General features: G+C 31.2%; 12 protein-coding genes and 1 riboswitch. Of the genes, 3 read left to right on the top strand and 9 right to left on the bottom strand.

Annotation, left to right across the window (positions count from 1 at the left end; genetic code table 11):
* Window positions 1-3: 3 nt before the first annotated feature.
* Window positions 4-125: riboswitch (molybdenum cofactor riboswitch) on the bottom strand.
* A 5-nt stretch (window positions 126-130) separates the two neighbouring features.
* Window positions 131-1171, bottom strand: coding sequence for a tungsten cofactor oxidoreductase radical SAM maturase (locus tag I0Q91_RS02490; protein ID WP_270452821.1), 1041 nt, complete (start codon window positions 1169-1171; stop codon window positions 131-133).
* 282 nt (window positions 1172-1453) lie between these two features.
* Between I0Q91_RS02490 and I0Q91_RS02485 the strand changes: the two genes are divergently transcribed.
* From I0Q91_RS02485 to I0Q91_RS02475, 3 genes are read left to right on the top strand one after another with little or no spacing between them, the layout of a single operon-like run.
* On the top strand, window positions 1454-2998 hold the full coding sequence (locus I0Q91_RS02485) for an aldehyde dehydrogenase family protein (RefSeq protein ID WP_270452654.1): 1545 nt from the start codon (window positions 1454-1456) through the stop codon (window positions 2996-2998).
* Window positions 2999-3577, top strand: coding sequence for a methyltransferase family protein (locus I0Q91_RS02480; RefSeq protein ID WP_270452653.1), 579 nt, complete (start codon window positions 2999-3001; stop codon window positions 3575-3577).
* A 33-nt stretch (window positions 3578-3610) separates the two neighbouring features.
* Window positions 3611-5098 (top strand): phytoene desaturase family protein, encoded by a 1488-nt coding sequence (locus I0Q91_RS02475; protein WP_270452652.1) that lies wholly within the window; start codon window positions 3611-3613, stop codon window positions 5096-5098.
* Here I0Q91_RS02475 and I0Q91_RS02470 read toward each other — a convergent pair.
* From I0Q91_RS02470 to I0Q91_RS02435, 8 genes are all read right to left on the bottom strand, one after another.
* Window positions 5081-6808: a ferrous iron transporter B gene (locus I0Q91_RS02470; protein WP_270452650.1), complete on the bottom strand. Its 1728-nt coding sequence runs from the start codon at window positions 6806-6808 to the stop codon at window positions 5081-5083. The two genes, I0Q91_RS02475 and I0Q91_RS02470, sit on opposite strands and share 18 nt — an antisense overlap.
* Entirely contained in the window at window positions 6795-7049 is a 255-nt protein-coding gene (locus I0Q91_RS02465; RefSeq protein ID WP_270452649.1) for a FeoA family protein, read from the bottom strand. Before I0Q91_RS02465 ends, I0Q91_RS02470 begins: the two co-directional genes overlap by 14 nt.
* Window positions 7050-7077: 28 nt before the next feature.
* Window positions 7078-7665: a nicotianamine synthase family protein gene (locus tag I0Q91_RS02460; protein WP_270452647.1), complete on the bottom strand. Its 588-nt coding sequence runs from the start codon at window positions 7663-7665 to the stop codon at window positions 7078-7080.
* Between the two features lies 1 nt (window position 7666).
* Window positions 7667-8635, bottom strand: a complete 969-nt coding sequence (locus tag I0Q91_RS02455) for a lysylphosphatidylglycerol synthase transmembrane domain-containing protein (RefSeq protein WP_270452644.1) — start codon at window positions 8633-8635, stop codon at window positions 7667-7669.
* A gap of 1 nt (window position 8636) precedes the next feature.
* Window positions 8637-9218 (bottom strand): class I SAM-dependent methyltransferase, encoded by a 582-nt coding sequence (locus tag I0Q91_RS02450; protein WP_270452642.1) that lies wholly within the window; start codon window positions 9216-9218, stop codon window positions 8637-8639.
* A gap of 166 nt (window positions 9219-9384) precedes the next feature.
* Window positions 9385-9828: a peroxiredoxin gene (locus I0Q91_RS02445; RefSeq protein WP_270452639.1), complete on the bottom strand. Its 444-nt coding sequence runs from the start codon at window positions 9826-9828 to the stop codon at window positions 9385-9387.
* A gap of 78 nt (window positions 9829-9906) precedes the next feature.
* Window positions 9907-11739, bottom strand: a complete 1833-nt coding sequence (locus I0Q91_RS02440; RefSeq protein ID WP_270452637.1) for an ABC transporter ATP-binding protein — start codon at window positions 11737-11739, stop codon at window positions 9907-9909.
* A gap of 17 nt (window positions 11740-11756) precedes the next feature.
* On the bottom strand, window positions 11757-13535 hold the full coding sequence (locus I0Q91_RS02435; protein WP_270452635.1) for an ABC transporter ATP-binding protein: 1779 nt from the start codon (window positions 13533-13535) through the stop codon (window positions 11757-11759).
* Window positions 13536-13647 lie beyond the last annotated feature (112 nt).

Below are 13647 nucleotides of genomic sequence, written 5' to 3'. Positions count from 1 at the left end.
TCCCTCCTTTATATATTTGCTCCTTTCCAAGAGTGGGAGGCCAGTGGATTTCTCCTGCTGACCCATCGGCAGCAGCTCCCTGGATTTTTATCTTTAGGAACTACTGCTCGGAGGAGTTACCTATATTGTGTTAAGGACATACTATTAATTGCCTGTACCAGAGACAGTCAGCACAGGTTGGTTGATTACCCCAGCAATCAAGTGAGTTATCTTCAACCATTGAACAGCCATCAACATATTTACAATCAGTACATGATGGGAAATCTCCCTGCTTGACCCTGGAGCGGAATCTAATATAATCTTCCTGCTGCCAGATATCTTTTAGATGCTTATGATTTACATTACCATAATTATAAGATTTATTATCCCGGCAACGGCCATAAATGTAGACCTGATAATTATGGAGTAAGGGGTAACAGGGAACAACCTCTCCCTTCCAGTTGATTGAAGCTGATCTATTTTCGATAAAGTTACATTTTCTGTCAGTTCTCAGCTTCATCTCAGGGTAGGATGTATGAAGCGAAACATACCCTCCTATCCTGGATTTGATCTCCTCTTCATCTGTATCATAAAGTTCTTCTCCAACCATATCCTCTGTATAGGGAATAAGGTTGGTTATTAATACACCATCTAAGTTTAATTTATTGGCCATTTTTAGTAAATCGTCTAATTGATCAATATTACTTTTCATTGCTACAAATTCAAGCCAGATATCCAGATTGCTTTTTGATGTTCTAAGATCTGAAAGATTTTTTATATTATTTAAGATCATATCAATGTCAGCATTCTTTCTAATTGATTCCAGGGTTTCTTTTTTTGGTGCGTCAATAGAGAAAATAATTTTATCAAAATCTATATCTATCAGTTTTTTTGCAGTTTTTTGATCCAGCAATTGACCATTGGTTATAACCTCTCCTCTATAACCTTTTGCTTTAACTTTTTTTGCTAATTCTAAAAATTCTGGATGGGTTAATGGTTCTCCAAAACCACCAAAATGAATTGTTTCCAGTTCTGGGAGTTCAACTATCTGTTCAAATATTTTATCAATAGTATCGCTGGACATTATATCAATTGAATCTGACCAGGAGTTTCTGATACAGGTAATGCAATCAAAATTGCATTTTGTAGTTAATTCAATATATAGTTTTTTAAGGTCTAACTTTTTTGGAATAATCCTAAAGCTATCGCCTTCATTTATGATTACGTTATTTTCTTTGAAGTCATCATTTATATCAATTGATTTTCGTAAATTACTATCGATTCTTATAATAAATCACCTCATATGGTTCTTTTTACAAACACTATCTATATTATTCAACATTTAACAGCAATATCCTGCTTTAAAAGAGTAAAATATTTGTGAAAATATAGCTATCATTTGAATATATTAAGCTGATTTGCAGGAAAAAGAGTTGAAACCAAGAATTATATTATATAATAAAGGGGTGAAATAATGACTACTGACAATTTTATTATAAATAAAAGCCCACTGGATAATCAAGTGATCGATGAATATAAAATTTCTGATGAAACTGAAATACAATCAGCTTTCCTGAAAGCCAGAGAAGCTCAAAAACAATGGGCTAAAGCTTCTTTACAAGAAAGAAGTGAAGCTTTAAAAGTTTTGAGACAATCAATAACTGCTGATATAGATAATCTTGTAGATTTGATTACTAAAGATTCTGGCAAAACTAATTTAGAAGCTCTAATGGCTGATATTTACCCCAGTCTGGAGCTAATAAAATATTACGAAAAAAGAATCAATAAGTTTTTAGCACCTGAAAAGAGGTCAACACCTATGACTGCCCCTGGAAATAGAGCCTATGTAGAATATCAACCACTGGGAGTAGTAGCTGTAATCTCTCCCTGGAATTACCCTTTTCAGCTTGCTATCAATCCAACTATTACAGCTATAGCAGCAGGAAATGGAGTGATTTTGAAACCTTCTGAAATGACTCCAGCTGTTGGCCAGTATGTTGGAGATATTATTAATTCAGTTGAAAGAATACCTGATGGGTTAATACAGGTAATGCATGGTTATGGTGATACTGGTGCTAAAATTATAGCAGCCAGTCCTGATAAAATATTTTTTACTGGAAGTGTAGGAACTGGCAAAAAAATAATGGAAGCTGCCAGTCAGAACTTAATACCAGTTGAACTGGAGCTAGGTGGTAAAGATCCAATGATTGTTTTTGATGATGCTAATTTAATAAGGGCCAGCAAGGCTGCTGCTTATGGAGGATTTGCAAATACCGGTCAGCTATGCGTTAGTATTGAGCGGCTTTATGTTCAGGAAAATGTTGCAGATGATTTTATTAAATTAGTTAAAGAGGAAGCCAGTAAGATAAGATTTACAAAGGACCCTACATCTGGAGATATTGGTCCTTTTACCCACCCTGATCAGGCAGGTAAAGTTGAAAAACAGATCAAAAAAGCACTGGATTCTGGAGCTGAAATTTTATTTGATGGCAGAAAAAATAATCAGCCTGGACCGGTTATCATGAATAAAGTAAGTCATGAAATGGAAATTGCCAGGGAGGAAACTTTTGGACCAGTAATTCCTATTATTAAATTTAAAGATACAGATGAGGCGATTGAACTGGCTAATGACTCTGATTATGGATTAAACTCCAGTATCTGGACTAAGGATATTGATAAAGCTAAAAGAGTTGCCAGTTCTTTAGAAACTGGCAATTGTATGATTAATGATTTAATTAAAAATGTTGGTAATCCAGATTTGCCCTTTGGAGGTACTAAAAATAGTGGAATTGGTAGATATCATGGTCCAGAGGGTTTAAGGTCATTTACTAATCAAAAGTCAATTATGATTAATAAAAGCAACAAAGATACAGAGATTAACTGGTTTCCTTATAATAATGAGACCTATCAGGGATTAAAGGAGTTTCTTGAGGTGAATTTTGGGGCAGGTTTTAAGGTTAGCAAAATTCCTGGATTAATAGGTTTCATGATCAAGTTTTTAAAAGGAGGAGATAATTAAATGGCTGAATATTTACAGTTAGACTGGCAGACTATTACCTTTGTAATTATTACTATACTCTGGTGGGCTGAATTCAGGATCTTTCCATCTCCTGGTGGTGAAGAGAGGAAAAAGAGCAAAAGTTTTAGATTTATCTTAGCTTCAATTTTAATTTCAATCTTATCAACAATAATATTAACTATAGCCAATGTTGGAACAATTCCAGTTAATTTAATTGAAGGTGCCAGAATTTTTGGGCTGGCTATTTATTTATTTGGAATTATACTCAGATATTGGTCATCATTTTTACTCGGGGATTATTTTACCAGAGCAGTTGAAGTAGATGAAGATCAGGAACTTGTAAGTAAAGGGCCCTATAGATTTATAAGACACCCTCTCTATCTTGGTCTTTTGCTTTTAACCACTGCTATTCCTGTTTATTTAGGAAATTTTATTGCATTTATTATTACAATCATCTTAATGTCATGGTCATTACGGCATAGGATCAAAGAAGAAGAAGATAAACTTCTCAATATACTTGGCGATAAATATCAAAAGTGGAAGAAAGATAAATATAGAATGATTCCATTTATATATTAAATAATATTAGTATTTGACTTAGGAGGATGAAGTTTGAGTAAAAAAGAGGTTATTATAATTGGTGCTGGATTGGGAGGCCTTGTAGCTGCTATAGATTTAAGCTGTAAAGGTTATAAAGTAACTGTGATTGAGAAAAATAATAAACCTGGAGGCAAAATAGATAAACTTAAATATGAGGATTTTATAGTTGAACCTGGTCCCAGTTGCTTGCTTAACCCTTCAGTTTTAAAAGACTTATTTGATTTTGCAGGTGAAGATTTCAGTGATTATGTAAATTTAAAAAAAATTGACCCTGAATTAAAGGGTTTTTTTACTGATGGTAAAAAGTTAAATTTTTATAATGATCCTGTAAATACTAAAAATAATAATATTTATTTAAGTCAAATGAACAAAAATAATCTTAATAGGTATTTTAAATATAGTGAAGATATCTATGATTTAATAGAAGAAGCTTTCTTCGAGAAAGGCTTAGATAAACCACAGGAAGTTTTAAGTTATTTTGGTATTTTTAAAACTTTTAGAGGTCTTGATATGTTTTCAACTTTAGATGATACTATTACTAGATTTTTTAGTAATTATTATTTGCAGGAATTATTGAAATTCTTTTCTAATTATGCAGGTTCATCTCCATATAGAGCTCCTGCTGCTTTTAGCATCTATTCTTTCCTTCAGTATGAATATGGCCTCTGGTATCCTGAAGGGGGATTTTATAATATTATTATTGCTTTATTTCAGCTTGCTAAAAAGCTAGAGGTTAAATTTATATTTAATCAGAGAGTAAAAGACTTAGAAGTTAAAAATAATAATATAAAATCTGTTTCAACAGCTAAAGGGGAAAAGTATGAGGGGGATTTTATAGTCTCAAATATGGAAGTGATTCCTTTTTATCAACAGATCACTGATGAAGATGATGAGTTTATGAGTAATTTCTCTAAATATGAGCCTTCTGCATCAGCCATAATAATTTTCCTTGTAATAAAAGGAGACTATAAAAAATTAAAAATGCATAATATATTTTTTACTAAAGAAAGCAAGGAATTCTATAAAACTATTTTTGAAGATTATAAGTTACCAGATGATCCTTCTATCCACCTACTTAAAACCAATAGTTTTAATAATAAAAATTATTCAAAGGAGTTCACAACTTTAAAAATAACTGTTCAGGTTCCTTATATTCAAAGAAATAATAAGCTTAAATCTGAAGATTATATTGAATTCAAAAATAAAATTATTGATAAACTAGAATGGATGGGAATGGATGATCTAAAGGAGAGAATTTTATTTGAGAAGACTTTTATGCCTTCAGATTTTGCAAGTAAATATTTTGCTAATAGGGGAGCTATTTATGGAGTTGTTGGGGATCGGGATAAAAATCAGGGCACCAGCATTAATAAAAACAGTGAAAAATATGAGAACCTATTTTTTGTTGGTGGCTCAGTTAATCCTGGTTCAAGTATACCTATGGTAATAACTGGTGCCCGGCTTGTCTCTGAAAAGTTAGATTCAAAACATCAAAATTAAATTACCTATTCTAGCAAAAATTCCTCCTAATAAAAATGATATTCCAACTGTTAAAACTAATACTTTAGTTGCTAGCTTTAAATTGAACTCCCTGGCAAGCATAGCCAGGACAGCAATACAGGGAACATAAAAAAGAGCCACTACTGCACCTACAAATAACTGGACAGAATTTAAACCCATCTCCAGTAAGGGAAGAACTGCAAGTTCTCTTCTTACTATCCCTAGCAATAATGGAGCTGATGCTTCTGCAGGTAGTTGTAACCAGTTCTGTACTATTGGCTGAAAAATTTGACCCAGGTATTCAAGTATACCTAATTCAAATAAAATAGATGCCCCTGCAATTGCATAAATCATAACTAAAGCTCCATTACTAATATACATTTTAACTCTTAACCAGATCTTTTTAGCAATAACTCCTGGTCCTGGCCATAATAATGGTGGTATCTCAACAATTGTCAATTCATTTTTGCCTTCTATTGTTTTATCCATTATAATTGCTGCTACTATTAATGCTAAAAAAGAAACTGCGAACACCAGGATCATTACTGTTATTGATTGTTCTGCTAATAAAGAAATTAATGCACCAGTTTGAGAAATACAGGGCACAGCCAGACAAATTAAAGTAGAGACTGTAACTCTCTCTTTTTTTGTAGGTAGCGCTCTTGTTGCTGCAATTCCTGGTATTGCACAACCATAGCCCAATAATAAAGGTATTATGTTGCCTCCTGTTAGACCTACTTTTTTAAAAAGACCATCAAGCAATACACCCAATCTGGGAAGATAACCACTGTCTTCTAAAATACTTAAGGCTGTGTAAAATGAAACTACATAGGGAAAAACCAGAGCAAAAGGCCATTCTAACCCTTTTATAAAAAAACCATACTCTCCTATTAAGATATTTCTTATGACTCCAGGAGGAATTATAGCTTCTACAGCACTATATATAAAAGGGAATATTATACCTCTAAAAAATGGTAATAAAAGATACTGGCGCATTCCCATACCAATACCTACGACTATTCCAAAAATAAGGCCTAATATAATTATTGCCAGAGGTATTCCTGGCCAGGGTCTGGAAAGTTTGTCGCCTAAAGTATCTTTATCTCGATCATATGTAGAGTTCTTTTTATTTAAATATTCCAGATTTAATCTTTCTGCTTCAAACCAATCTGCTTTCATATCTCTATTTATGTCTTTTTTTGTTTGATCATTAAGAAGCTTCTCTTTTATTTTTTCTTTTAAAGGATCAATACCTTCTCCAGAAACAGCTACTGTTTTTATAATATCAATACCTATTTCATGGGATAATTTTTCATGGGCTACTTCATAGCCTTTATCCTCAAGCAGATCGACTCTATTTAAAACAGCAATTGTAGGTAGGTTTCTTTCTAATACCTGAAGAAGAAGATAAAGACTGCTCTCTAGATTGTTACCATCTAAAACTGTAATCACCAAATCTGCACCTTCAGACAACATATCAACAGCTACCTGTTCAGCTTCATTAGTAGCATCCAGAGTATAGGTTCCTGGTACATCGATTAAGTCGTAATTTATATTATTATAATTAACCTGACCTTTTTTATAATCAACAGTGGTACCTGAATAATTAGCCATTGCTACATTTAGGCCAGTTAATTTATTAAATATTACGCTTTTACCAACATTTGGAGGTCCAATTAATAATACTTTCTTGTTATTAGACTGCTGCATCAATTGCTACCTCTTCTTTAATTTTAATTTTTGCAGCAATCTCCGGATCTATAGCTACCTGTCTATCTTCTATTTCAATTATCAACGGACCACGCCATGCCTGTCTGGACTTTAAAATAACCTCTTTGCCTTTCCTGATTCCTAGTGGAGGCAGTAATGGATGTTCAGGTACTTCTGAAATTATTGCTTTAGTTTGTTTTTTCAGTTCTATTAAATTTATTTCTCTATAATATTCTTTCATTAAAAACCCTCCAAGCTTAAGATTTGTTTTATACTTCTATAAGACAAGATTTTTTTGATTTTATTATACCAGTAGTTTTACACTGACCACCAGTTAATTCTAATGGGCAAACTGGTTGATAAATCTTTGCTAACCAACCTGCCGGGTTTCTATAAATTACTTTAGTTCCTTTATTAGCTTCATTAAGTATTTTATTTAAAATATGTCTTTTAGGCTCAACATGTAGAGAAAGCCAAATAGCATCATACTTTGAATAGTCAACTTTTTCTCCATTTCCAGAGAAGATTTTAATCCTTGATGATAAGCCTTCTTTTTTTATTAGCTTTTGAGATTTTCTCCTTGCTTCACCATCTATTTCCAGCCCATCTACATAAAAACCCTTTTCTGCTAAAAAGATAGCCGTCATTGGCCTTGGACCGGTTCCTATATGTAGAATTTTACCTTCAGTATCAAGTTTTGTTAATGCTAATTCTGCTTTCATTAATTTATGATAAAAAAGTTTATCATAAAGTCTTCCAGGTAATCTGAAAATATTAAAATTTGCTTCAATTTTTTGAAGTATGGAACAGATATTATTGCTTCTTCTAATTTTACTTTTTCTTAAATTTTCAAGCATTTTAAACCTCCTGTTGCCTATTCATAAATGACAAATCTAATTTATTTGTTAATTTAATAGAAACCAGAGCAGATAATAATAAAGGAAACCAGAATGTAATTAATCTTAATAATAATGCTATTGTTAATCCTTCTGCAAAGCTAATGCCCTGTTGACTTAAAACCAGAGCAAAAGTGGCTTCAAAGCTTCCTAAGCCCCCAGGTGTCAATGGTAATGTTCCAACTAAATATGCTAAAAAAGTTGCTGCTACAATCGGTAAGAATCCAATATCAAAACTTAAATGGTTTGAGAGAATATAAGTCTTAACCGGATATAATAACCAGAAAACAAGAGCAAAGAGAGATAAATACAGAAATCTAGGGATTGTTAATATATCTTTAATTGTTCTTAATACATCATTTAATGATTTCTTTAAACCAATAATTTTATTTTTAATAAAATTATTTTTCTTTGAAAATTTAAGGAATATATAAATGAAAATAATTAAGAGTATTATCAAGAAGATTCTACTTACACCATAGTTAAAGTTGAAAAGTTCAGAATAACTATAAGGCAAATAAGTTAACAATGGTAATGAAATTAGCAAAAAAGGTATAAAAGTTGCTGCTTTTTGGATTGTTACGGCAGCTACAATTTCAGAAGCTTTATTTTCAGTGAGATTATGAAAAAGATATACTTTTGCTGATTCACCACCTAATTTTGAAGAGGGTGTAATACTCTCTATAAAGGTTGCAGCAAAATTAACCTCTAAAATAGTTGGAAAATCAGGTTTATCAAGCTCACTAGATTTAAATAATGATTGCCACTGGAGTGATATCAGGACTGTAGTGATCATTTGAAATGTTATTAAAATAAATATAGTTGAAGCAGTTAACTCAGACAATGCTTTACTCACTTCAGACCAGCCTGTCCTAATTGATATAGCTAAAAACATAAATATCAAAATAATAAGTAACTTTTTTATCTTCATATTAGATTTCTCCAAATTCAATTGATATTGACCTATCAAATGTAGGAAAATTTTGCCTTGCTTTTTTAACTACACAATTATTTAATTTCTCATAAGAAATGTTATCATATTGATTTACAAACCCTGACCTGGGTTCTCTTACAATAAAATCTATGTTTATTCCTTTTTTAACGGCTTTCTCTTTGATAGCTTCGAGTAATTCCTCTTTGCCTTCAGTCTGAAGTGCAGCAACTACTTTATTAAAATCAAATTTATCAACTGCTTCTAATGCAGATAAATTAACAGGCAAAATCTTTTCTTCAGAAATTTTTAATTTCGTTAATAAATTTCTGGCTTCAGATACTGCTTTTTCATCAAGATCCACTGCAATTATAGAGGCACCAGTTAATTTATACAAATGAAATGAAGTAAAAGGTAAAGCTCCACAACCAATATTTAACACTCTATCTGATTTAGATATTTCTCCAAGCTCAACTTCTCTATATACTGTTTTCTTGTATGGTAGAGCATAAAGCTTAAATAAAAAACTATTCCCTTTACAAATTTTTTCTAATTTTTGAACTGTTGGTCTTATTAAATCCATATGTCCTCCTTAATAATGTTATAAATGAAAATCATTATCACCATATGTTAAAAAAATATTCTGTAGTCTACTTTACAATTATTAGTTTATCATACTTGTTATATTAATGTCAATGAATTAGTGAAATAATTTATAAGTAAAAAAGGGGCTATATCACCCCTTAATTTTATTGATTCTTTAAGAATTCTAAAACTTCCCCGCCGTGCTCACCTGGGTTTTTAACTTTCTCATATTTTTTAATTAATATACCTTCCTCATCAAATATAAATGTAGATCTTTTTATTATACCAACTAAATTCAAAACCCCAAACTTATTGCATAAGTCTCCTTCTGTATCAGACAACAATGGAAAGGTTAAATTATTTTTGTCAGCAAATTTTTTCTGAGATTTAATACTATCTTTACTAACACCAACTATTTCTACATTAAGCTCTTCCAGAGCTTTCTGGCTATCTCTAAATGAGACAGCTTCATTTGTTCAGCCAGGTGTATTTGCTTTAGGATAAAAGTATAGAACTAATTTAGATCCTTTAAAATTTTTATCTGTATAAGTTTTACCGTCCTGAGCTGGCAGGGAAAATTCAGGTAACTTACTATTTAAATCTAACATTAATAATCACCCTTTCTAATTTAGGTTCAATTATTATATTCTTTATTTTCTATAGAATTCCTGCAATTAATTTCATTCTTATGAAGTAATTCTTGTTTTTCTTGATTCTCTTCTATTGTAAAATTGATTTTGATAGAGATCATAATAATACCCCTTTCTATCAATTAATTGATAGTGATTACCTGATTCAATAATTTTTCCGTCTTTTAAGACTATAATTTTATCTGCATTTTTTATTGTTGAAAGTCTATGGGCAATAATAAAGCTAGTTCTGTTTTTTAATACTTTATTTATAGTCTTTTGAATAATTAATTCCATCTCAGTATCTATTGAAGAAGTAGCCTCATCTAAAATAAATATTGCAGGATTAGATATAATAGCTCTAGCAAATGAAATTAATTGTTTTTCACCAGTCGATAATAAATCTCCTCCTTCACCAACTTCAGTGTCAAAACCATCTGGCAATTTATTAATAAACCTAGTTGCCTGGACTAAATCAGCTGCATTCTTGATCTCTGCGTCGGTAGCATTTTCAAAACCGTATCTAATATTTTCTTTTATAGTCCCACTAAACAAATGTGGATCCTGCAAGACATAGCCTATATTTGAATGTAACAAGCTTTGAGAGAAATTCCTATATTCTTTTCCATCGATATAAATTTCTCCATCAACTGGTTCATAAAATCTACATAATAGATTCACAATAGTACTTTTACCTGAGCCTGTCTCGCCTACTAGTGCAATTTTTTGACCGGCAGAAACATTCAAGTTAAAGTTATTTAATACTTCTTCATTATCAGTATATTTAAATTCTACATTTCTAAATTCAATATTGCCTTTAATCTCTGGCCAATTCTCTTTTTTAGGTTTTAGAATTGTTCCATATTTTTCTATAACTAATTTGCTGTCAACTATTTCTGATTCTGTATTTATTAAAGAAATTATTCTTTCTGCAGCAGCCTGTGCTGATTGAAGCTCTGCAAACACTCTTGCCATTTCCCTCACAGGTTCAAAGAACTGGACTGTATAACTTATAAAAGCTACCAGTGTACCGTACGTAATAGCCCCCTGAATGACTGCATTACCTCCCTGCCAGAGTGCAAGTCCTGTTCCTACACTGCTTAAAACAAGAACAGCTGGCAGAAATAATGAAGAATATATTGCTGCTTTAATTGAAGACTTAGCCATTTTATTTGTTAAACCAGTAAATTCATCACAATTTCTGTCTTCTATTACTAAAGTTTTACTTGTTTTAGCCCCTGAAATTCCCTCATTAAATGCACCTGTAATTTTTGAATTTATCTTTCTAACTAGTCTAAACTCATGGAGAATTTTTTTCTGAAAATAAAAACTTATTATTAATAATACTGGCAAAACAACTAATGTAATCAATGCAAGTCTATAGTTAAGCCTTAACATAATAATTACAATTGTAAACATCATTGCAAATCCCCATACAAAATCAACTATCCCCCAGGATATTATGCTTGAAAGTTTGTGGACATCAGAAGTTAGTCTGGCTATTAACCAGCCAACAGGTCTCTGATTATAAAATGATAATGATAATTCCTGTAAGCTGGTAAAAGCCTTTTCTCTGATTGAAGCCGCCATCTCAGTTTCAAGTTTTCCTGCAAAATAAATAAATGCAAATATATTTATCCCCTGGATTATTATAATAACTAAATAGATAATGCTAAAGCCATATAATCCATTTAAATCTTCTGCCACAATATAATTATCTATCGCATATCTAGTTAATAAAGGCAATATAGCATCAACCCCGGCAACTAGAAGCATAACAACAGATAATGCAATTATTAGCTTCTTATAAGGAAGGCTATATAACATTATTTCTTTCCAGAGTTTTATATCTATATTTTTATTAAATGATTTTTCTTTATTATTCAACATCACCACTCCAATACTTATTAATCAATTTCTGTTTGACTCTGAATTTTCCAGGTTCTATTATAAAGGCCTGATTCAGATATTAAATTTTCATGTCGACCCTTTTGTACAATTTTCCCTTTATCCATTACTATTACTTGATCTGTATCTGCTAATGTATCAATTCTATGAGAGATAATAATCATAGTTTTATCACCATACCTTTCACTTAAAGACTTTCTAATTAAAAAATCTGTTTTTGTATCAACTGCACTTAATGAATCATCAAATATTATTATTGGACTGTTTTTAATTAATGTTCTTGCAATTGCTAATCTCTGTTTCTGGCCTCCTGATAATGAAACCCCTTTTTCGCCAACTTCAGTTTCATATTCATCTTTGAAATTTTCAATCACTTTATCAAATTGAGCTACTTCAACTGATGGTTTAATAAGTTTTTCATTATCTTTTGCCCCGATCACAATATTTTCTTTAATTGTTTTAGCAAATAAAAATGGTTCTTGTAATATCAGACCGATTTGTTCTCTGATTAATCCTCTATCATATTCCTTGAGTTCTATTCCATCTATTTTAATCGAACCTTCTTTATAATCTAATAACCTGGTTAAAATATAAGCCAGTGTGCTTTTTCCTGAACCAGTTGTTCCTAAAATCCCTAACTTTTCACCTGATTTTATTTCAAAAGAAATATCATCTAAAACTAGTTCATTTTCATAGGCAAAAGAGAGGTTATTTACTTCAATATTTCCTGTCAGTTCTCTATCATATCCATAACCTCTATAATTTTCTCGAGGTTCAGCTAATATTTCATTTATCCTATCAAAAGCAATTTCTGCCTTACCCATATCAGTTAAGATTCTTCCTGTCTGCCTCACTGGCCAGAGTAACATACCAATATATGTTGTAAAAACAACCATTGAACCAAGTGTTAGTTGACCTGAAGCTGCTCTAAATGATCCGGCAATCAAGACAATCCCAATTTGTACAAAACAAATAAGATCTGAAAACGACCAATAATAAGCAAGCAATTTAATTAAATGAAATGTTAGATCTTTATGCTCTTTATTTTTTTGATCAAATTTTACTTTTTCATATGGTTGCTTGGCAAAAGCTTTAACCACTCTTACACCTGTAAGGTTTTCTTGAATTACCGTTGATAATCTTGCTTCTGCTTCATCTGAAGCTTTAAAAGCTACTTTTACTTTTTTAAAAAATATATAAGCAAAAATGAAAATTATTGGAACCACCATCATGGAAATAATCGTCATATATAGATCTAAAGATAGCATAATGATTAAAACTGTAGATAGCATAAAAAATGCTCTTCCAACTTCCACTAATTGAATAGAAAGAAATCTTCTAATTGTATCTAAGTCTGAAGTGCTTCTTTGAATTAAATCCCCAGTATCTTTTCTAAGATGATAATTAAAATCTAGATACTGCAAATGTTCAAATAATTCATTTCTAAGATTCCTGGCAAATTCTTCTGCTCCTTCTGCTGCCCATTTTCCTTTAAGATATAAAAATACTCCTCTTAAAACTGTTACTAGTAAGATTAAAACTGCCGGTAACCACAATTGATTAATTAAATTATCATTGGATAGATAATCTCCAAAAATATTTAAAATCGGTGCAGGTAAGTTTAATGGAGCATCACCAATTATAGAATCAATAGTAATTTTTATTATTAAAGGATTAATAAGCATTAAAATTGCAGCCATACCAATTGAGAAAAATGCCATTAAATATTTAGATTTTTTAGTTTGCATATAATTTAAAGCTAATTTGATTGATTTCATTGTAAGTTCCTCTTTTCTTTTTTTAAAATAAAAAAGCCGCGGGTATCCGCGGTTTAAGTTAAAACATAATTAGATATAAAAAAACCACGGCTTAATATGACCGCAGTTATTA

It is taken from the genome of Halonatronomonas betaini (assembly GCF_015666175.1).
Classification (GTDB): domain Bacteria; phylum Bacillota; class Halanaerobiia; order Halanaerobiales; family Halarsenatibacteraceae; genus Halonatronomonas; species Halonatronomonas betaini.
The sequence above is the reverse complement of the archived record's forward strand: the minus strand, read 5'-3'. Positions and strand labels throughout refer to the sequence as shown.